The organism is Streptomyces sp. NPDC090741 (assembly GCF_044769045.1).
Classification (GTDB): domain Bacteria; phylum Actinomycetota; class Actinomycetes; order Streptomycetales; family Streptomycetaceae; genus Streptomyces.
In genome coordinates this window covers 1-19,612 of the sequence record NZ_JBIVXF010000011.1, presented here as the reverse complement: position 1 = coordinate 19,612, position 19,612 = coordinate 1, and the positions used below count along the sequence as shown (strand labels likewise).

General features: G+C 75.3%; 23 protein-coding genes. 11 read left to right on the top strand and 12 right to left on the bottom strand.

Going from position 1 to position 19,612, the window contains the following annotated elements; genetic code table 11:
- Positions 1-154: 154 nt before the first annotated feature.
- From ACIQU4_RS27420 to ACIQU4_RS27380, 9 genes are all read right to left on the bottom strand, one after another.
- Positions 155-700, bottom strand: a complete 546-nt coding sequence (locus ACIQU4_RS27420) for a DUF6248 family natural product biosynthesis protein (RefSeq protein WP_403735914.1) — start codon at positions 698-700, stop codon at positions 155-157.
- A complete protein-coding gene (locus ACIQU4_RS27415) occupies positions 697-1,311 on the bottom strand; it encodes a DUF262 domain-containing protein (protein WP_403735911.1) in 615 nt (204 codons plus the stop codon). Before ACIQU4_RS27415 ends, ACIQU4_RS27420 begins: the two co-directional genes overlap by 4 nt.
- A 134-nt stretch (positions 1,312-1,445) precedes the next feature.
- Positions 1,446-1,817, bottom strand: a complete 372-nt coding sequence (locus tag ACIQU4_RS27410; protein WP_403735908.1) for a hypothetical protein — start codon at positions 1,815-1,817, stop codon at positions 1,446-1,448.
- A 77-nt stretch (positions 1,818-1,894) separates the two neighbouring features.
- Positions 1,895-2,653, bottom strand: a complete 759-nt coding sequence (locus ACIQU4_RS27405; protein ID WP_403735905.1) for a hypothetical protein — start codon at positions 2,651-2,653, stop codon at positions 1,895-1,897.
- 116 nt (positions 2,654-2,769) lie between these two features.
- Positions 2,770-3,003: a hypothetical protein gene (locus tag ACIQU4_RS27400; RefSeq protein ID WP_403735902.1), complete on the bottom strand. Its 234-nt coding sequence runs from the start codon at positions 3,001-3,003 to the stop codon at positions 2,770-2,772.
- Between the two features lie 127 nt (positions 3,004-3,130).
- Complete coding sequence (locus ACIQU4_RS27395; RefSeq protein ID WP_403735898.1) at positions 3,131-3,418, bottom strand: hypothetical protein; 288 nt, start codon at positions 3,416-3,418, stop codon at positions 3,131-3,133.
- A gap of 53 nt (positions 3,419-3,471) precedes the next feature.
- A complete protein-coding gene (locus tag ACIQU4_RS27390; RefSeq protein WP_403735896.1) occupies positions 3,472-3,918 on the bottom strand; it encodes a hypothetical protein in 447 nt (148 codons plus the stop codon).
- Between the two features lie 138 nt (positions 3,919-4,056).
- The gene (locus ACIQU4_RS27385) at positions 4,057-4,194 is read right to left on the bottom strand and encodes a hypothetical protein (RefSeq protein ID WP_403735893.1); all 138 of its coding nucleotides are present in this window, start codon (positions 4,192-4,194) and stop codon (positions 4,057-4,059) included.
- 133 nt (positions 4,195-4,327) lie between these two features.
- Positions 4,328-4,729, bottom strand: a complete 402-nt coding sequence (locus tag ACIQU4_RS27380) for a hypothetical protein (protein ID WP_403735890.1) — start codon at positions 4,727-4,729, stop codon at positions 4,328-4,330.
- Positions 4,730-5,221: 492 nt separating this feature from the next.
- Between ACIQU4_RS27380 and ACIQU4_RS27375 the strand changes: the two genes are divergently transcribed.
- The 8 genes from ACIQU4_RS27375 (at position 5,222) to ACIQU4_RS27340 (ending at position 11,639) form a co-directional block, all read left to right on the top strand.
- Positions 5,222-5,629, top strand: coding sequence for a hypothetical protein (locus ACIQU4_RS27375; RefSeq protein ID WP_403735887.1), 408 nt, complete (start codon positions 5,222-5,224; stop codon positions 5,627-5,629).
- Between the two features lie 46 nt (positions 5,630-5,675).
- Positions 5,676-6,365, top strand: a complete 690-nt coding sequence (locus ACIQU4_RS27370; protein WP_403735884.1) for a hypothetical protein — start codon at positions 5,676-5,678, stop codon at positions 6,363-6,365.
- A gap of 47 nt (positions 6,366-6,412) precedes the next feature.
- Complete coding sequence (locus ACIQU4_RS27365; RefSeq protein WP_403735881.1) at positions 6,413-6,760, top strand: hypothetical protein; 348 nt, start codon at positions 6,413-6,415, stop codon at positions 6,758-6,760.
- A gap of 141 nt (positions 6,761-6,901) precedes the next feature.
- Entirely contained in the window at positions 6,902-7,315 is a 414-nt protein-coding gene (locus tag ACIQU4_RS27360) for a hypothetical protein (RefSeq protein WP_403735878.1), read from the top strand.
- Between the two features lie 270 nt (positions 7,316-7,585).
- Positions 7,586-8,095 (top strand): hypothetical protein, encoded by a 510-nt coding sequence (locus ACIQU4_RS27355; RefSeq protein ID WP_403735875.1) that lies wholly within the window; start codon positions 7,586-7,588, stop codon positions 8,093-8,095.
- A gap of 454 nt (positions 8,096-8,549) precedes the next feature.
- Positions 8,550-9,380 carry a hypothetical protein gene (locus ACIQU4_RS27350; protein ID WP_403735872.1) on the top strand — a complete coding sequence of 277 codons (831 nt, stop codon included), beginning with the start codon at positions 8,550-8,552 and terminating at the stop codon, positions 9,378-9,380.
- Positions 9,381-9,533: 153 nt separating this feature from the next.
- Positions 9,534-10,445 carry a radical SAM protein gene (locus ACIQU4_RS27345; RefSeq protein ID WP_403735869.1) on the top strand — a complete coding sequence of 304 codons (912 nt, stop codon included), beginning with the start codon at positions 9,534-9,536 and terminating at the stop codon, positions 10,443-10,445.
- Between the two features lie 15 nt (positions 10,446-10,460).
- A complete protein-coding gene (locus ACIQU4_RS27340) occupies positions 10,461-11,639 on the top strand; it encodes a methyltransferase domain-containing protein (protein ID WP_403735865.1) in 1,179 nt (392 codons plus the stop codon).
- Between the two features lie 155 nt (positions 11,640-11,794).
- On the opposite strand, the gene ACIQU4_RS27335 is transcribed toward ACIQU4_RS27340, so the two are convergent.
- Both ACIQU4_RS27335 and ACIQU4_RS27330 read right to left on the bottom strand, forming a co-directional pair.
- A complete protein-coding gene (locus ACIQU4_RS27335; RefSeq protein WP_403735863.1) occupies positions 11,795-12,775 on the bottom strand; it encodes a helix-turn-helix domain-containing protein in 981 nt (326 codons plus the stop codon).
- The gene (locus tag ACIQU4_RS27330) at positions 12,772-13,050 is read right to left on the bottom strand and encodes a hypothetical protein (RefSeq protein WP_403735860.1); all 279 of its coding nucleotides are present in this window, start codon (positions 13,048-13,050) and stop codon (positions 12,772-12,774) included. Before ACIQU4_RS27330 ends, ACIQU4_RS27335 begins: the two co-directional genes overlap by 4 nt.
- A 949-nt stretch (positions 13,051-13,999) precedes the next feature.
- On the opposite strand from ACIQU4_RS27330, the gene ACIQU4_RS27325 reads away from it, so the two are divergent.
- The 3 genes from ACIQU4_RS27325 to ACIQU4_RS27315 all read left to right on the top strand — a co-directional run bounded on the left by ACIQU4_RS27325 (position 14,000) and on the right by ACIQU4_RS27315 (position 18,092).
- Positions 14,000-14,608: an endonuclease domain-containing protein gene (locus ACIQU4_RS27325; protein ID WP_403735857.1), complete on the top strand. Its 609-nt coding sequence runs from the start codon at positions 14,000-14,002 to the stop codon at positions 14,606-14,608.
- Positions 14,609-14,772: 164 nt separating this feature from the next.
- The gene (locus ACIQU4_RS27320) at positions 14,773-16,233 is read left to right on the top strand and encodes a hypothetical protein (protein ID WP_403735854.1); all 1,461 of its coding nucleotides are present in this window, start codon (positions 14,773-14,775) and stop codon (positions 16,231-16,233) included.
- 575 nt (positions 16,234-16,808) lie between these two features.
- Positions 16,809-18,092: a hypothetical protein gene (locus ACIQU4_RS27315; RefSeq protein WP_403735853.1), complete on the top strand. Its 1,284-nt coding sequence runs from the start codon at positions 16,809-16,811 to the stop codon at positions 18,090-18,092.
- A 347-nt stretch (positions 18,093-18,439) separates the two neighbouring features.
- On the opposite strand, the gene ACIQU4_RS27310 is transcribed toward ACIQU4_RS27315, so the two are convergent.
- Positions 18,440-19,060: a hypothetical protein gene (locus ACIQU4_RS27310; protein ID WP_403735850.1), complete on the bottom strand. Its 621-nt coding sequence runs from the start codon at positions 19,058-19,060 to the stop codon at positions 18,440-18,442.
- Positions 19,061-19,612: the final 552 nt, after the last annotated feature.

The following is a 19,612-nucleotide window of genomic DNA, read 5'->3' as shown; positions in this document are numbered from 1 at the left end:
AGGGTGGATGAGGCCATGCCGAGATCACTCGCGCGAGTCTCAGACGTCTTGGGTCCCCCCGGCGGTGTGGGCGTCGGGGTGGTGGACCGGGCGCGGCGCGGTTGCCCTTGGTGCCCCGCCATCGTAGCGGCGGCGCCGGACACCCGGGCCCGGGCTACAGCCCGGGCAGGGCCGCCTGGCCGCGGCCGCTGCTGCGCCGGGTGCCGGTGGGGCGGGTGTGCTCGGGGCGCGGCTTCTTGGCCGGGTCGGGCCGGCGTGCGGGTGCTGCGCCGGTCTTGGGGCAGGGGCAGCGGCACGACCACACGCAGGGTTCGCCGCCGGGGCGCAGGATGAGCTCGGCGACGTGCCGGCCGTGCTGGTCGTGGACCGTGGCGGTGTTGTCGCAGGCGTCGGGGCGGCCCTTCTGCCGGTGCATGCACTTGGAGCAGTCGCCGGCGAGGCAGTTCCAGCAGGTGCCCTTCTCGCAGTAGGACCACCGCCAGAAGCCGAAGGCGTAGCTGTCGTCGATGTGGTGGAGGAACGCCGGCCAGACGTGTTCGCGTACCCAGGCGCCCTCCTCCTCGTCCATGGGGGAGGGCTTGGGCACGGGGTCGACGAGGCCGAGGTGGAGCATGCGGTGCAGGGCCAGCGTCTGTACGCCGCGGATGGTCTCCCGGTCGGCGTCGGTGAGCCGGCGCTGGGGCCGTGCGGGGGTGCTCACGGCGCCGCCTTGCGTACGGCCTGGCCGGCGACGCGGGCGGCGTTGCGCAGGTCGCCCGCGGTCTGGGGGGTGCCGCCGCCGTTGACCAGGAGGTAGATCTCGGCCTCCTCGGCGAGGGTGGCGACCTTGGCGACCGCGACGGACAGGTGCGCCCGGTTGCCGAACTTGCGGCGCGCCACGTCGGTGAGGCCGGTGATGCGGACGTAGGGGCCGTCCGCGGTCTCCTCGGTCGCGGTGACGTCCTGGTCCGGGAACCAGCTGGCGGGCACGGCCAGGTCGCCGTCGAACCAGCGGTGCGCGGTGGTGAGGCGCTGCCGGCCGTCGATGCACGCGTACACGGGCTCGTCGCGGTCGGTCGGGTCGTAGCCGTTGGCGGCCTTCCACTGGGGGGTGGAGCGGTCGTTGAGGATGACGACGCCGGTCGGGGTTCCCGTCATCCAGGACCTGACGAGCGCGATGCGCTGGTCTGAGGTCCAGACGTCGCCCCGCTGGTAGTGCGGCCCGAGGTCGAGCCCGAACGCGGTGCGGAAGCTGGTGGCCAGGTCGTGGGCCGTGCGGTCCGAGGTGCGGAGGCTGTGGTGTTCGAGCGGGCTGGGGGTCTGGCGGCTCATGGCGGCTCCTGGGCGGTCGGGTTGAGGCGCGGTGGGCGGGCCCGGGGCACGGCCCGGGGCGGACGGCTGCGCGCGGGCCGTCTTCGGCCGGCGCTCGCTGCGCCCGGCCGGGGCCGTGCCCCGGGGCGTTCAGTTCAGGACGTGGCAGCGGCCGCCGTGCCTGCCGGGCCGGTGGCCAGGGCGGGCGTGTGGGCGGGGTGGCCGGGCAGGGGGCGGGGGTTGGCCATCGGGTCGTCGAGCTGGGCGTACCAGTCCTCGTCGTCGGTGAAGATCGTTCCGCAGCCGGCGGTGCAAATGAGCTGGCCGGGCTTGAGGAGCTTCTGTACTTCGTAGACGGGCGGGTTGCGGTAGCCGGTGGCGGAGCCGTGGTTGCAGTACCCGCGGTCGCGCACGGCGTGCCAGGCGTCGGCCGCGGCGTGCATCTCGGCCATCTCGAGGTCGACGTCCCGGCGGTGGGCGTAGATGGGTTCCAGGGCGTCGCTGCTGGTCTCGTCGGCGTACAGCAAGCTGTCTCCTTCGGGTCGGCGGTGGGGGAGGGGCGCGGCGGCGCCGCCCGCATCGGTGGGGCGGCGCCGGGGCCGGGTCAGGCGGCGCGGTGCGCCACGGCCGGCCGCGCGGAGCGCAGCAGCTGGTGGCGGGCGTACGCCATTTCGGGGCCGAGCTCGTAGTCCCAGCCGGCGGGGAGGTCGTCCAGGGTCACCCGGTCGTAGGTCCGTTCGATGGTGACCTCGAAGACCGTCGCGCCGTACGGGCCGGTGACGCAGCGGCCGCAGGTGGTGAAGTCGCCTTCCGCGGGCTGGCGGACGCTCACGCCGCGGTCCTCGCGGACGGGGCCGTGCTCGCGGACGTGGAGTTCCTGGAGCGCCGCGAGGCGGGCGCGGACGGCGTCGCCGGTGGCCAGGACCGGGGGCCCGAGCCGGTGCAGGCCGTAGCCCCGGTAGCCGCGTTCGCCGGGCGGGGCCGGGGTGGGCTCGCCCGGCCCGGGCAGGTCCTGAAGCTGGATGGGGGTGTACGTCGTCACCGAGTGCTCCTCGACGATCTCGTCGACGACCAGGTGGGGCGCGCGGTGGGCGTAGAAGTCGCGGACCGTGTAGAGGGCGGACAGGCGCGAGGAGTGCTGCGCCGGGGTGCCGCGCAGGTACTGGCCGGGGCGGTGGTGGTAGCGGATCTCCCACGCCACCTTCGGCACGGCGGTGGTCAGCAACTGCTCGTCGGGCTCGTGCCGGGAGGTGCGGCCCGGAGTGTGGGGTTCGGCCGGCTCGAAGGTGAGGCGGACGGCCGGCCCGAAGGGGGTGCCCTCGCGGGTGACGGCGGCGACGGTGTCCAGGCGCGGGCCGTTCATCACGACGGCCCCGGGGTACAGGTCCTGGGCTTCGGTGTAGATCAGTGCGGGTCTCCAGTCGGTCGGCGGCGGCGGCGGGGGCGGGGGCGGGGGCGGGGGCGGTGCGGCAGGGCCCGCTAGCGCGGAAGGTCCTCGTCGTCGGCGGCCAGGGGGCCGGCGGGCAGGTCCCGCACCGCCTCGCTGCGCCACTGCCGGTTCTCACTGCGGCGGACCAGGCGCCGGAACCAGGGGCCCTTCTCGCCCTCGTCGCTGTAGCGGCCCGGCAGGATCTTGCTGCCGACGGTGCCGGTGCGGGCGTTCTTGACCTTGCGGCGGTTCTTCTTGCCGGTCCTCGGCACAGGGGTGTTCATGGTGATCGGACTCCTCACGTTCATCGGTCGCTTGGGTGCCCCGCGCCACCGCGCAGTGGCAGCGGCTCCCGGCCGTCTGCTCGGCCGGGGACAGGGGGCCTGGCGCCCTGGCGGGCTGCGGCGCCCCCTACTGCGGCGGGGTCTTGCCCGCGGCGCGCAGGAGGCCGGTGGCACCGGCGAAGGAGCTGTAGCGCAGCCCGGCCGGGGAGTCGGCGGTGACCGTGCGGAGCAGCTCGGCCAGGGCCTCGGGGTCGGCCTTGAAGCGGTCGCGGATGGTGGTGTCCGCGAGCTGGCCGAGCAGGGTGGTGCGGTCGGTGGCGTCCAGGTGGTCAACGGCCGTGCCGATCACCTTCACCTGGTGGGCGATGACCTGCTCGGGGGTGCGTCGGGGGGTGGACTCTGCGGTGTGGTTCAAGGTGTCTCCGGAGTGAGGGGCCGGGGCGCAGTGCTGCGCCCCGGCCGTGCGGCCTACGGGGTGGGCTGTCCGGTGCGGGCCTGGACGACGGCGGCGGGGATGACGGCGAGCGGCGCGGGGACGGCGTAGACGGCGCATGGCTCGTAGCCTTCCGAGGGGGCCAGGCAGACCCACCGGGTGTCGCGGCCGGGCACGGTGTGCGGCTCGGCCCCGTCGAAGTCCTTGCAGCGGTTGCACCCTTCGCACGGGCAGCCGGAGATGGTGTGCGGGTCTGCCAGGTAGGGGGCCGGGAGGTGCACGGAGACACGGGCGGCTGCCGTGCCGCCGAACTCGGCGATCACGAGGTCACCGGCGCGCACCTGGTCCGCGTGGAGCAGCACGGCGTCATCAAGGGTCAGGCCCTGCGGCAGCGGCTCGTACACCAGGTACTGGGACTTCGTGGCCGGTCGCGGAGTCAGGAGGAACGTGGCGGGGTTGTCGGCCAGTGTGAGCGTGCGCATCGGGGCTTCCCTCCGGGCGGGGCCGGGGGTGCGGTGCTGTGCCCCCGGCGGGGGCTTGGGGTTGGGCGGGTCGCGCCCCGGGTCGGCGTGCTGGACCCTGCCCGCAGTACAGGCCGGGAGAGGGGATGTCAGGGGCGGCTACTTCTTGCGGCCGCCGAGGTTGATACGGACGCGGGAGCTTGCGGTGGGCGGCGTGGGCCGGCCGGTCGGCTTGGGCTCGGTGGTGGTGTCGCGCGGGTTGATGCGGACGCGGGACGTCTTGTCGCTGCTGGTCATGGCTTCTCCCGAGAGATCTGGGCGGGGTGCGAGGCGGCAGCCCGGGCTCGGCAGCCGTGCGGGGCCGGGGCGCGGTGGTGCGCCCCGGCGGGGGCTTGGGTTGGGCCGCGCCCGGGGGCGCGGCCCGGCCGGGTCAGCGGCGGCGGTTGCGGCGGGTGGCGCGGTGGGCCTTGTGGTGCAGGAAGCTCAGGCCGCCGAAGAGGGCGATGGCGAGGAAGCCGGGGAAGGTCTTTGCGGCGTCGATGACGCTGCCGGTGGTCAGGACGCCGATGAAGAAGCCCGCCGCCGCGATCATGGCCAGGCCGTCGGTGATCAGGGCGAGGGTGGCCCGCCTCGGGAGGGTGCCCGGGCGGGCGCCGCCCTTGCCGAGGGCCATGGCGAGCATCCAGACGCCCAGGCCGCCGATGGTGACCAGCGCCAGGACCAGGAGCGCAGGGGCGCCGCTGAACAGGGCGGGGAACGCCAGGACCAGGGCCGCGATGCGCAGGACCGGCAGGACGCGGTAGGCGGCCGGGCGGGCGATGGCGATGCTCATGGGTGACCCTCTCGGTGGCGGGGATCGGGGGCGTTTCCCCCTCCCTCATGAGAGCTAATTTACACCTATACCCCCGGCAGAGTCAAACTTTAATGTGTCAATGATGGATCATGGACGCCCTTGCGTCGCACGGCGCCCCGCCATCGCCGGCCGCCGCCGCGCCCGCGCATCCCCGCGCCGCCACCCTGCAACACGGCCGGGGTCGGGACTGCAACGCCCGATGCAACGGGACCTCGCGTTGCGCCCTCTACCTGCGTAAACCACTATCGGGTGGCCGTGTGCCCGCGCGTTGCGTGCCCGCGTTGCAGTCCGGCGGCGACGGGCGCCGCGCCTCGACAGCCCCGCGCGCGGCTGTGATGGAGGGCCGCCCGGCGATGACGGGCCCACCGCGCGACCTCTCTTCCACATGACACATTAAAGTTTGACTCGGGCGAGCGGATGTGTGTAAATTAGTTCTCACAAGGCCGCAGGGAAATCACGGAGGACCACCACATGCCGCACCCGCTTTTCCCCGATGACCAGTTTCCGGCCGAGGCCCTGCCGGACTACCCGGAGGACTTCTACGAGGGCGACGGGTTCGACTGGATCAGGCAGCTGCCCATCGGCTGGAAGCACGTCCCCCAGTGGGGCGCGGACGGCTGGGACCTCGGCGCCTACCCGTACATCGTGGTCGCCCACTACGACTGCCCGCTCGACGTCCTGTACGGCGTCGCCACCTTCACCGAGGGCGATGTGACCGTGTCGGCCTGGGGTTCCCGCGAGGCCCGCGACGCCGAGACCGACGAGATCGCCCTCGGCCTCTGGCACGACCGCGAGAACGCCCCGGCCGACCTCCCCGCTGCCGGGGCCCCGGCAGCCAGCATCCCCGCCCGCTTCCGAGGCCCCTACACCCGCGCCTGACGCCCGCCGCGCCGCCCTCCGCCCCGCCCTACCGAAGGAATCCCGCATGGTCCTCGACTGGAACAGCAACACCTCCGCCTCGTGCCCGCGGTGCAACCACGACACGGTCGCCAACCCCTCCAGCTGGGAGGTGTACACCTGCTGCAACTGCGGTACCCGCTTCGCCCGCTTCCCGCGCCTCCAGCGCGTCCTGCGCCACGTGGGGATCACCTGCGAGGTCTGCACGGAGCGCCACCCCGTCCCCGTCGACGGCCAGCCGTTCGGGTTCCTGCGCCGCCGCCACAACGGCAACGGCATGTACGCGGAGCACCAGGTCGAGGCGTGGCTGTACGACACCGACGAGGTCCCCGACCACCGCGACGGCGTCCGCTACCGCTCCACCCGCTCCAGCCGCGCGGAGGCGATGGCCGACCTGGCCCACTGGCACAGCATGTTCGGCCCCGTCGCGGACGACCTCACCCCCGTCCTCGCCGTCGTCGCCGACGAGACGTTCTACAAGTACGGCCCCGACGCCACCGACGCCCAGCAGGACGGATTCCTCGACGGCACCCTGGAGGTCTACGGCGTCGGCATCCTGCGCCCGTACACGGCCCCCCACCCCCGGCGCGGCCAGTTCTACGCCGACACCGACACCGACACCTTCACCTGGGGCCTGATCGCGCCCTCCGGCCTCGAAGGCATCTACACCCGCCAGCTCCCCGAGCCCCTGGCCGCGTTCCACCCCCACGCCCAGTAACCGCCCGCCCCGCCGCAGCTGCGCCCCGACGACGAGATGAGGGCCCCGTGGAAGCCAGGACCGCCCGCAGGGCCGCAGCCGAGCGCGTGGAGGCACTGCTCCCCTCCCGGGTACGGGAAGGGCTCGCGCTGAACACTTCCCGGGTGGACGAGGTCGTCGAGGTGCTGTTCCGGTACGACCCCCGCACCCGCGGGTTCGGCGCCCGCGCGAGCTGCGTAAGGGAACACGGTTCCGGGGCGCAGGACCAGTACGTCGGCAGCATCTTCCGGCGTGACCTCGACGGCCTCGACGTCGACCTCGACGTGCTGAGCGTGCACTACCGCCCCCGGCTCGGCGAGTTCATCCGTGTGGACCTCGCCCGGGGCACCACCACCTTCCACCCCGGCGGGGAGTAGCCCCGCTCGGCCAGCCCGTGAGCCGCGCCCCACAAGGCCCCGGCCGGCCCGCCGCACGACCGCGGGCCGGCCGCCACGGGGCAACCGCGCGAGCGCGTCCCGCGACGCTGCGATCCCGAACCACCAGGAGGACACGAGCACATGACCCAGCCGACCGACGCACAGACCGAACCCGAGCAGTTCGCTCCGCGCTTGACCATGGAGCGGTTCGACGAGGTGGTGTGGTTCGACAAGACGGGGCAGCCGAAGCCTCCGCAGAACTCCTACGAGCGGCTGTGGCAGGGCGAGCGGTGCGGCCCCGACTTCACCGCCGACGAGGCGACGTTCCGCCCGACCAGGCTCCGCGCCCGCTGGTTCCAGGCCGGCGACGACGCACCCTGCTGGAACAGCATGGAGGTGACCGGGCACGAGGTGCGCGCCGACGGCATCACCGGCTGGCGCACCGTCCGTCAGATCTGGACGTCCCAGCACGCCGACATGGGGCAGGTCCCGCCCTGGATCCTGCGCTTCGTCGGCGACAACCCCCCGGCCCCGCGCAGCATGACGGCGACCTGAAGCACCCGCGCGCACGGTGGGCGGGCCCGGCCGCTGAGGCCCCCCGCACGCAGCAACGGGTGTCCCCCTGGCCGCCCGGGCCCCAGGCCCGGGCGGCCATTGCTGTCTGCACGAACACCCCGGCCGCCCGTTCCCGCGCCGCCGGGTGTTGCCAGGGAGGTGGCAACACCCGGCGCCGGCCGCGGCGGCCAGGTGTTCGCGAACCCCGGTGCGGGGCGGGGGCCGGCGGCGATACTGCGATGACCGGGGTCGAGCGGTACGGAGGAGCGGGTGGCGGGGGAGGAGATCGGGCACCCGGCGCTCGCCGGCGGGCCCTGGCCGGTGATCGGCGTACGGGTGCGCCGTGAGGACCGGGCCCCGCGGGCGGCCTCCTGGCGGCCGGCGCCGTACGCCGTGCCGGAGGACGTCCTGCTGCCGTGCACGTGGCCCGAGTTGGAGCGCCTCGCGCAGATCGGCACCGGTACGTCGCGGGCCTGGGTGTTCGTGCGCGACCTCGGCGGCGCCGAACCGGATCGGCGCCTGGTGCTGTGCCTGCGCGGTGCCCCCGGCGCCGTACGGGTCGAGGGCCCCACGGCCGCCGTGGCCGAGGCTCTGGCGGCCCGGGCGCGCGCCGCCGTGCTGCGAGTCGCCGCGGTGCACCGGGGGGCCGGCCGCGCCGAGGAGGCGCAGGCGTGGCGGACGCGGGCCCGGCGGATCCTGAAGGACGGCCGGGCCGCGCGCCGCGGCCGGAGCGTACGGACCGCCTCGGCGGGGCTGCCTACCCTGGGCCGGCGTTCCTGAGCCGGCCGCCCGTACGCTGCTGACCGGTGGCGGCGGGACCAGCCTGGCCGCCGGGGAAGATGCCAACGTCGCAGGGTCGAGCAGGGTCGGGGGCCAACCGGGTCAAGCCGCGCCGGAGCCGGGCCACCTCGTGCGACTCCATCCGCAACGCCCCCGCCGCCACCCCGCCGCCCGTCGGCCGGCCCGCCCGCTTCCCTGGCCCCGGCCCGGCTGGTCCGCCGCCGAGCGCACTGCCGCGCCCTCCCCGAGCCCGAACCGCCGCAAGCGAAGGGCGCCGACACGGTCCGGCCGGCACGCCGACATCGCCCGAGGTCCGCGCCGTCCGCCGGGCCCCTCGCTGTGGGCTGCTGGGTCCGTGTCCACAGGCATCCGTTCCCAAGATCAGTACGCCAGCCCCGCCGGGCACCGCCCGGGCGACGCCCCGAGGGCTGGATACAACGACGGGAGGATGTAGGTGAACGACACCGCGAGTTCTGCGCCTGTGGCACGAGCAGAGTCCGCCCAGGAGGCCGCTGGACCCGTACGCCCCCGGTTCCTGCTGCTGCCGATGCGCTCCAGCTGCGCCACGGAGCGGATCTACAAGTGGACGCTGCCGGCCCACGAAGGCGTACTGCCCGACGGCCGCCACTACAACGCCTGCCCAACGGCCGGGGTTTGTGCCGATTTGTGCTATGCGCGGGCTGGCCACTTCCAGCGCGGCACCGTGCTGGCCGCGCACCAGCGCAACCTCCAGTACGTCATGGACGACCTCCCGGGCTGGGAGGCGCAGATGACCGAGGAGCTCCAGCACCGCCGCTACCGCGCTGCCGAGGGCCGCAGCGTCCACGTGAGGGTGCACGACGCCGGCGACTACTGGTCGGTCCCGTACCTGAAGGCGTGGTTGCGGGTTTTCCGCAGCGCCCCGCACGTGACGTTCTACAGCTACACCAAGCAAGTCGCTCTGCTAGAACGCTGGGCCCGGCCGGACCCGCCGGCCAACTTCCACTGGCGCTACTCCTACGGAGGCACCCAGGACGACCTCATCGACCCGCTGCGCCACCCCCACGCCGACGTCTTCCCCGACGAGGCGGCCGTCGAGGAGGCCGGCTACACCTCCCAGACACCGTCGGACCTGCTCGCGGTGTACGGGCCCCAGACGCTCGGCCTGGCCGCGAACAACATCCCCCACCTGAAGAAGGCGCAAGGCAGCCGGACCTTCCGCGCACTCCAGCGAGCCGCCAAGGCGAGCAAGCGCGACCCCCAGCGAAGGAACGGCCCCGCCCCGCGCCGGCCCCAGGCGGACTGACCCATGCAGGACTGCGGCCCCCTTCCGGCACTCCGTCGGAAGGGGGCCGCCCCGCGCGCGCCGGGGCTAAGCCCCGGCCGGGCGCAGGGGGACTACCGGCCGAAGTAGCCGTATCGCCGGACGCGTTGACGTGCCGCGGCCTACGATCGCGCCATGACGATCGAGGCCCCTGCCAAGCTGCGGTTCTTATCGCTGGAGATCACCGGCCGCTGCCAGCTGACCTGCCCGTCGCTGTGCTACGCCGGCTCAGGGCCGACACGGGGCCACGGCAGCATGAGCGATGGCGACTGGTTCCGCACCATCGACCAGGCCGTCGCACTCGGTGCCGAGGAGGTCCAGCTGATCGGCGGCGAGCCGACGCTCCACTCCGGCTTCGCCTCGATCGCCCACCACGCGCTGGCCGCCGGCCTGCGTGTCCGCGTCTACAGCAACCTCGTCCGCATCCGCGACGAGCACTGGGAGTTACTGGAACAGCCCGGCGTCCGGCTCGCGACGACGTACCACAGCAGCGTCGCGGCCGAGCACGACGCAGTCACCGGCCGGGAGGGCTCCCATACCGCGACGCGCGCCAACATCGTCGAGGCCGTCCGGCGCGGCATCGCGTTGAAGGTCGCCGTCCTCGACGCCGGCGACCCGGCGCGCGCCGAGCGGGCCCGGACGGAGCTTGCGGCCCTCGGCGTTCGTGACGTCCACGTCGGGAAGGTGCGGGCGGTCGGCAACGCCGCGTCCGCCGCGCTGCCGTCCACGGCCGAGCTGTGCGGGCGATGCGGGGACCAGCGGGCCGTGGTCCTGCCGGGCGGCGAGGTGGCGGTCTGCGAGATCGGGCGCTTCCTGACTGCGGGCAGCGTCCTGGACGACGGCTTGGACCAGGTGCTGTCCGGCCCGCGCTGGGCCGAGGCGAGCGGCAGTGTCCTGCGGCGGACGGGCCCGACGGCCTGCCACCCCGACTGCCAGCCCTCCAATTCGGACTCGTGCGACCCCGGCAAGAACGACCCTTGCGACCCGATGGGCTACGCACCGGCGATGACGGGCTCGCCCGCGGCCGCCGTGCCCGCGCTCCTCTGAAAAGGTGCCCTGCTGATGGAGTGGACGCCGGCGGGCTGGGAAGCCCACGCCACACGGATGGCCGACGCGACCGTACGCCCGGAGTCCCGCTGGCACCGCCCCCTGGCCACAACGCCCCGGCACCTGTTCGTGCCCCGCTGGTGGACGTCGGTCGAGCGGGACGGCACGTGGGTCTACGAACTGCGCGACGGCGCCGGCGACCCGGACGCGTGGATGAGCAGCGCCTACGACCACACCCGCAGTGTGATCACCCGCGTCGGCCCCCACCACGCCGACCACGCCGCGCCCGCGGCCGTGGTCCCGGAGGCGTGGCCGACTTCGTCGGCGACGCTGCCCGCGCTGGTCGTGAAGATGTACCAGCACGCCGTCCTCGCGGACGACTCCCGTGTCCTGGTGACCTGCGGCAGCGGCTACGGAACCGCCCTGGCATGCCGGCGCCTGGGCGACGGCCGGGTCACCAGCGTGGACGTGGACCCCTACCTCGTCGACGCCGCCCGCGAGCGCCTGGCCGCGGCCAGGCACCGGCCGCACCTAGAGGTCTGCGACATCACCGGCCAACTCCCCGGCGTCCACGACCGCATCGTCTCCACCGTCTCGGTCTCGGCCATCCCCGCCTCCTGGCTGACCGCGCTGGCCCCGGGCGGCCGCATGGTGACCACCCTGTCGGGAACCGGGCTGCTCATCGTCGCGGACAAGACCGCGGATGGCGGCGCCACGGGACGGGTCGCCCCGGAGCCGGCCGACTTCATGCGCACCCGCCACGGCGACGACTACCCCACCACGCCGGAGACCGCCGACCTGTGGGCTACCTCACGGAAGGCCGACGGCGAGTGGGTCACCACCGGCCGCTACCCGGTGATGCGGGTGGCCAGCACCTGGGACGTGCGCTCCACCCTGGAGCTCACCGTCCCCGGCATCGAGCACCGCATGGAGACGGCCGCGGACGGCTCCCGCACCGCCTACATGCTGCACCCGGACGGCTCCTGGGCCCGGGCCACGGCCGCCGGGGCCCGCGAGGTCCCCACCGTCCACCAGGGCGGCCCGCGCCGGCTGTGGGACGAACTGGACCGCATCCGCACCTGGCTCGTCATCGACGGCGATCTGCCCATCTCGGGGGCGGCGGTACGCGTCGATCCGGACGGCGCCTGCCACTTCAGCCGCAGCGGCTGGTCGGCAACCCTCAGCGCCCGGTAGGGCGCGGCCGCGCGAGACCGCACGCCCCGCCGGCCTGCCGCTGGTTCGCCGTCCGGCCGCGGCGGCCGCCCGCTGCGCCCTACCGGCCGGTGCCTGGCCGCCGTACCCCGGGTCCGGCCGGACCCGTCCCGGCACCCCTGCAGGGCGTCTGGGGCTTACGGCTGGTCCGGGCCGGGCGGGTCCGGTGCCGGAGGACAGCCGATCCACGTGTCGTAGGCCGGCCGCGCCGGTGCCTCGATCGCCGCGAGCTCGGCGTGCAGACCGCTGTCGGCCGGGCTGGGCCCCGCGGGGGCCGGGTGGGAGTCGGCCGCGAGCTCGTCGAGGAGGGCCTCGGCTTCGTCGATCCGGCGTTGGTAGTCCTCTTCCTGCTCGTCGTGCAGCTGCTGGTCGTACCAGTCGCGTTCGGGCTCGGCGAGCCAGGGCCGGGCGGCTTCGTCGCGGTGCCGGCGCTCGGCGGCCCACTCGGCCTCCGCGCACGGGTGGGGGAAGGGCGGGTCCGGGCCGTCGAGGATCCGCCGGTGGCCGGCCAGGAGCGCGGCGGTGGCCGCCTCGCCGGCGTCGCATGCGGCGGCGAACGCGGCGAGCTGGCCGGCGGTGGGTATCTGCCGGCCGGCCAGGATGCGGTGGAGGGTGCTGCGGGAGAGAGCGGGCCCGGCCTTCTCGGCGAGGGCCCGCAGGCTGGTGCGGGGGGCGGTGACGCGTACGCGGTCCATGGCCCGGACGAGTCCGGCCGGGGTGGTGAAGGCGCCGGGGACGTGCGGGGCGGGCCGGCGCGGCGGCGGGTTGACGGCGAGGTCGGCGGCCGCCCACAGCCGGTCGGCGGTCGCCTCGTCGGCTCCGGCGCCGAGGGCGAAGGCCCGGGCGGTGCGCCGGGTGGGCAGACGTCCGTCAAGGGCCTGGCGCAGGGTGCAGGCGCTGACCACGTAGTCGTCCTTCTCGCCGAGCAGGCAGACGCTTTTCCGGCTGACCTCGTAGGCGCGGTCGGCGAGGTACTGGTAGTTGGCCGGCGCCCCCGCGGCCTTCGCGGCCGCCAGCGCGGCGGTCTTCTTCGCGCGCAGCCAGCCGCGCAGGGCGGCGAGCTCGGCCGGTTCGGCGCCGGGGCGGGAGCGGGTGGTGCGGTCGGGTGTGCGGTTCACGGGCGGGGGGCGGTGAGCGCGTGGAGGACGGCGAGCAGCCGGCCGCCGGCGCGGCCGGGGAGCAGCACCAGGAGGGTGCCGGCGGCGAGGGTGGTCAGGAGCGCGGGGACGGGGCGCTCGAGGACGGCGAGGACGGTCACCGCGGTGATGACGATCGCGGCCTCGGCCGCGCCCAGGCGCCCGCTGGCGGCCGGCGAGCCCGGGGCGGTGGCGGCGGCCGGCGGCGGCGCGGAGGGCTCGGGGGCGGACGCGGGGTCGGGCGGGGGAGCGGACATGATGGCGCCTCCGTACGGGAGTTGGGGTGCTGGGGTGGGCCGGCGGCCCGGTGCGAGCCCCCGATCGTGGCAGGACGAGGACCGTCGGCGCGAGCTGCCGGCCGCGGCCGTCCAGACCGACGTCGGCTTCGGCCTCGCAACGTTTTCCCAGGCCGGATGCCGGAAGCGAGAGAAGGCTGTCCCAGCCCGCCAGTGCCCGCCGGCAGGTCTCCCGGCCGCCCACGCGGGGCCCCGCGGGTGGCCTCCCACGGGCGCCGTGGTGCTTGTACCGCACGGCGGAGCCCCCGGTGCGTTGCCGCCGGCTGCTGCGCCCGGCCGTCCGCGCGGGCGGTCGCCTCCCGCTGCGCCCTGGCCGGGGTCCGGGTCACCGTCCGGTTGCCGGCTCGCCCCGGCTCGCCCCGGCTCGCCCCGGCTCGCCCCGGCTCGCCCCGGCTCGCCCCGGCTCGCCCCGGCTCGCCCCGGCTCGCCCCGGCCCGCCGCGGGGCGAGCCGTCGGGCTGCTCGTCGGAGCAGGGCTGCCGGCGGTGCTCACGCGTCAACCCGTCTTCCGCAGCGGCAGCGGGCGGAAGTCCGGGGTGTGGCCGACTGTGGGCCAGGGGGCGCGCAGCCGCCGGGGGCGCGCCCTGTTCCGGGGCGTTGCCGGGCTCGTACTGTGCTGGTGGGAGGCAGCGATGAACGTGTGGGCCCGGCTGGCCGGTCTGGTGCGGGGCCGAGGGCGCGGTGCCGCGGGTGCCCGCCCTGCTCCCCAGCCGCCGGCCGCCCCCGCCCCCGGCGGCCCACCCGAACCCGAACCCGGGGCCGCCGGAGACGGTGCTCCCGCTGGAGGCGGTCACCAGGTCGCGGCCGCCGGGGTGCTGAATCCACCGCACGGTGCGCGGGCGGTTCCGGTGCCGGTGGTGCCCGCCGCCCGCTGGCGGGCTCGGCGTGATCCGGGTCTGGTGTACGCGCGGATGTCGAACGCCGAGCGGGCCCGGCTGCTCCAGCGGCACCCGGACTGCGAGCTGTGCCGACGCCGTCCTTCGGCGGCTGTCGACCACGACGCGGTCACGGGCCGGGTGCGCGGCGTGGTGTGCCGCAGCTGCAACAGCTGGCTCGGGTCGATGGAGAGCGCGCTGCGGGTGCCGGAGCGGCTGATGCAGACCCAGGCGGCGTACCTGCACTGGCGGTTCGAGGCCGGGGGGACGGCGGAGCTGGCCCGCCACCGGGGCGAGCTCTCGTACCTGGGCATGAGCCCGGCACGGTACGCCGAGGGCCTACGCCGGCTGCGTGGGCTTCTGCCGCTCCCGTACGTGTACTGGACCGCCTGGAGCGAGGAAGGGCCTCCGGTCTCCCGGAGCACGCAGTGGACGAAGATCGGGCCCCTGGTGGACGTCGAGGAGGCGGACCGCCACCACCGCCTGCGCAGCACCGCAGCACCCCGTCTCGTGGTGTGGGCCACCTTCGAGCCCGACGACGGGGTGAACAGCCCCTTCCCGCGCGGCCTGGCCAAGCCCTTCACCGGCGACGCCCGCACCCGGTACGCCGGACCTCACCCGCGGATCCCGCCGCGTCCGGCCTGACCCCCGCCCGGCCGCCGGCGCCCGTACTCGGCGGGGCTGGATGAGCTGCGGCCGCCTTCCGGCACCGTCGTAAGGCGTACGCCGGGGCGCGGACCGCATCTGCCCGCGCCGTCGGTCTGCCGGTTCGGGCCACCGCGTGCAGGCGTGGTCCGTACGGTGAACGGGTGGCACAGGAACTTCCCTCGACGGCGGCGGACTTCTCCCGGATCCGGGCGGCGGCCGCGGCGCTGGACTGCCCAGCAGAGCTGCTCCCCGTGGCGGTGGCGGCGTTCACCGGCGCCCCCGAGCCGGCACCGGGCCCGGCCCGGAGTCTGCTGGAGGCGGTGTTCGCGGCCGTGGACCGGGTGCCGCGGCACGAGATCGGCACCGGGGACCTCGAGACCGCGGCCCAGGACTGGCCGGCGCTGTCGGTGACCGTGCCGGCGACCCCGTGGCAGGCGGCGACCGTGGTGGACGGGCTGGTGGACCTGCTGCGCCCACTGACCGCCGGCCGGCTGCGTGATGCGGCGGCCGGCCTGGGTGTCGAGGCGGGCGAGCTGGTCCGCCGCCTGCACGACGCCGACCATCCGGACGGCCGCCAGGAGTTGGAGAACCCGGCCGGGCCGGCGGGGCGGACGCTGCGCGAGGCGCTGGCCGCGGGCCCGGATTGGACCGCGGGGCTGCGGGTATGGATGCTCGCCGTCCCCGAACTCGCCGCCCAGGACCCGTCCACCTGGCCGCAGGTGTTCGAGGACGCCCTGCGCGGTGCGGTCCTGGAGGTCCTCGCGCGGGCGGCAGCCGGCCTGCTGCGGGTCTCCCGCCCCGACCCGGCGCCGCTGCAATGGTCCGCCGCCGGCGAGGTCCTGACCGCCGGCCGGCCCGTGCCCGGCTCCGCGCACGGCATCCAGGCCCGCCTGCGTCCCGCGAAGGCGCAGCGCCCGCTGCTGCCCGGCTGGGACCGGCCGGTGTGGCCCCTCGGGGAGACCAACGGTGCGTCCGGGGAGGCATGGCGGTGGGAGGCCGGATGGCCGCTGCCCGACGGCACGTTCCAGGGACAAGCCGGCTGCTCCGCCACCGAGCCGTCTCAGGCGATGGCGAAGTTCGCCGCCGAGCAGACCCTCGCCGAGCTCCTGGCGGGCGCCCGCGGTCTGCGGCAGAGCTTCACCGGCCGGCTGCTGGTCCCCCGCTCCCAGCGGCCGGCCGGGGACGATCCGGCGCTGCGGGTGATCACCCTGCGCTCGCTGCTCCTGGGCACGAGCCGAGCCGACTGCGGCGACGGCGAGGCGCCGACCCGGGTCCAGGCGTGGCAGCAGATCGCGGAGGGCATCAGCCTGCCGGCCCCCCGCCGCCCGGAGCTGGCCGCAGCTGACGACCGCGCCCTGCCGCAGCTGATCGACTTCCTCACCGCCCAAGCGGTGGTGCTCACCCCGCCCGCGCTGCGCTACCTGGCCGGCGTGGACCACCACGCCGGCCCACTGGCCATGGACCGCCGGCACGCCCGCGGTCTGCGCCGCGCGATGGAGCCGGCCACCGCCGAGGAGGCCGAACAGCTCGCCGCGGACCTGGGGCCGCTGCTCCCGGGCACCGCGTGGACCGACCTGCTGGACCCGGGCGTACTGGAGCGCTTCCTCGACGAGGGGCCGTAAGGAGCAGCCCCGGGCGAGACCGTCCTGGGCCCGTCGCGGCCGCGGCGTCGACGCCGGCCACCACCTGCAACAGCGCCATGCCGCGCTGCAACACGACAACTGCAACATCGCCCGTGTTGCACGTCTGACCTGCGGAAACTCCCTTCAGGGAGCCGCGTGTGGAGACGGACGTTGCGCTGTTGCAGTGCGCGTATCTTCTCGACGGGCAGAGCCGGCGGCGGTCCGGCCGGAGGCCGGTGCCGCGGTGTTCTCGCGCAGGCCGGTGGCGCCTCAGCTCTGCGCCGGGCACCGGAATGGCCGGCCGGCTACCGGTCGGGGGCCGGCGGGACCTGAGCGGCGCCGTCGGCGAGGTGGGCGCCCAGGGCGTAGTGCTCGGCATCGGTGTCTGGGCCGAGGCCCGGGCTGATGTCGCCGGCGCACCGGGCCCGCGGTCTTCGCCGGATCGGATGGGGCACCCTCAAGCAATGACACATTAAAGTTGATCTCCAGTGTTTGATAGGTGTAAATTAGTTCTTGCAAGGGAGGGGGAAACACCTGGCCTTGCGCCCCCTTTTCCCACACCCCAAGGAGCCTTCATGGAGCTGTCCCACCGTGCCGCCCGGCTGCCGATGACCATCAGCCGTACGGGCAACGGCGGGCGCACCGGCGGGAGCCGCGTCACCGCCCCCATCGCCCTCGGGCTGCTCCCCGGTCAGGCTGGCGCCCGCGTTGCCCAGGGGCGGGGCCGGGCCGGTGCGCAGACGCCGGAGACGGTGCCGGCGGGCACTCCGTACAACGCGCGCCGCCTGGTTGGCGCGACCGCCGCCGGACGCGTGTACGTGACGGGGAAGGGCGAGCGGCTGCGGATCGAGTCGGCGGACGGCCGGATGGCGTTCTCGCTGCCCACGGTGCCCGACGGCGCGCGCCAGGGGGCGCGGGACGGGTTCGCGGCGTTCGCGGAGCAGCTGGTCGCCGAGGTGGAAGAGCGCGGCGAGGGGATGCCGGCGTGGAGCGCGTGCCAGCCGGAGATGTGGCAGTTCGAGCCGCCGGCCGTCGAGGAGTTCGCGCCGGCCGGGTATACCCCGGGCGTGATGCTGGCCTGGACGGTGGCCGGCGTCGCGTACACGGGCCAGGTGTGGGCGAACCGGGTGGGCTCCGGTGCCTGGAACGGCTGGAGGGGTACGACCTCGGCGGTCGTGGTGGCCACGATCGGCGGCCGGCGGGCCCGGCGGGATGAGGCGGTGTGCCTGCCGCTCCTGCACGGGAAGAAGCACCCGCAGGCGGTCGTGGTCACCGCGGGCGGGAACACCGAGGTCGAGGTGATCGCCCCGCAGCGCGCCTGCGAGGGCCTGTTCGACATGGTCACCACGGCCGGCGACCCGGTCGAGGGCTGGGAGGCGGAGGGCGGCTACGTCCCGGACGCCGGCCCGGCGGACGACCTGGAGGGGCCGGCCGCCGCTGTCGAGCCGGCCCCGGCCGAAGCGTCCGAGGACGTCCCGCCGGTGGTTCCGGAGGGCCGGCACTGCCCGCGGTGCGACCGGAACGCGCTGTACGGGATCGAGTGCTCGTACTGCGGCCACATCATCATCACGGCCTGGGAGGTCAAGCCGTGCCACCCGCCCGCCTGGTTCGAGGGGTGCTGCCCGACCTGCTTTACCGCCGATCCGGAGGTCTGGGAGATCAGCGGCCGGCTGGGGTGCACGGTCTGCGCGGACGGCCACAGTCGGTGGGGTACCCGGGTGCAGGCCGGCCCGGGGTGGCGTGAGCGCTCGCGCCGTGTCGTGGCGTGGACGGACAACCCGGGTGAGAAGGCGTACGCCACCGCGTACGCGGACCTTGCCGGGCTGGCTGCCCTGGCCGGCGTGGTGTCCCCCCTGTGACCTGCGCGGATACTGCGCCCCGCCGGTCCCGGGCGCCCCCGGCGCCGTGCCCGGTTCCTGGCGCGGGCCTCGGCGCCGGCCCCCTCCGGGCTCCGGGCCCAGGCGCTTCCCGGTCCCGAGCTGGCCCCGGCGGGCTGCCGGCGACCTGACCCCGCCGCGAGGCCGGGCCCCGGCGGTCTGCTGCTGGCCCCGTACCGGGCTCTCCTGCTGCGCCCCGGCGCCACGCCTGGGTCTGCACCGCCTTCCCAAGGCCGTGGCCGTGGCCCAGCCGGTGCCCGGGCGGGCCTGGCGGGACCGCCCCCGGCCGGGTCCGGCGCCGGCCACCGCGAAGCCCGCGGGGGAGCGGCTCAGGTGGCGCTGCTGGGCGCGGTGGTGAGGGCGTGTTGGATGGCGGCCCGCCAGATGTCGCCGGGGGTGGTGACGTTGGCGGCGTGCTGCTCGTAGAGGTTGAGCTGGGCGATGTCGCGGACGGTGCCGGGGTTGCGGTCGCGCCAGCGGCGGAGCTCGGCGACGGCGGCCTTGGAGATGTCCCAGCAGCCGGCGCGGGTGCGGGTGGCGAGCTCGGCGGGCAGGCGCAGGGTGAGGGAGCCGGTGAAGCGTTTGTCGCGGCTGCCGGGCCAGCGTCCGTTGTCGGCGGGGGCCTCGGGCGGGAGCGGGGGCCAGTCGTGGTCCCAGCCGCGGGCCTGGAGCTCGGCGCGGACGCCGAAGGCGGCCAGGACGTCGAGGGTGTCGAGCAACTCCCCGGCCGCACGGAGCCGTTCGACCTCGCCCCGCCAGGCGGCCCGGACCCGGGCCGCCTCCTCCCGGGGGAGCCGGTGGGTGAACCAGCGGTCCTCGGCCGAGAGCACCGCCCGCGCCCGCTTGCCGTCCTCCGCCCGCGTACGGGCCTCGGCCGCCACCGCCTTGTCGAGCTTCACCGTCACCGTCGAGATCCCCGGCACGCGCTCCGTCTCCTTCACACCGTCCACGCCGTACACCGTGCCCGCTGCCGCCGGCCCCTGTCCCGAGAACGCGCCACGCGCCGAAGGGTTCTGACTGCCAGTCACTTCGTAACTTGCAAACTTCAACACCACTACAATGAGTCACCATCCAAAGCATCGAAAAGGCGGTAACAACAGCAAACATACTCACGCAGAACACCGGCCACACACCGGCTCCGGAGCGAAGCGGAGGAGCCCACACCCCGAGCCGCTCGCGCCCGACCGAAGGCCGGCCGCAGGCGCCCCCACCGCCTCCACCACCCGACCCACCCCGAGCCGGGGCCGCAGGCCACGGCCAACACCCCACACCACCAGGCCACTTACCACCCCACCACCGGGCCAAGCGCCCGGAGGGCGCGCCGGCCCCGGGCCACCCCCAGCAGGGGGCGCAGCCCCCTGCCCCCGGGGCGCAGCCCCGGCACTCCCGGGCGAAGGCCCGGGAGCCTCGGGCGAAGCCCGAGGCAAGCCGTTCACTCCCGCGAAGGGCCGAAGGCCCGAGCCCCCTGGCCGAAGGCCAGGGGGTTACCCGGCGTAGCCGGG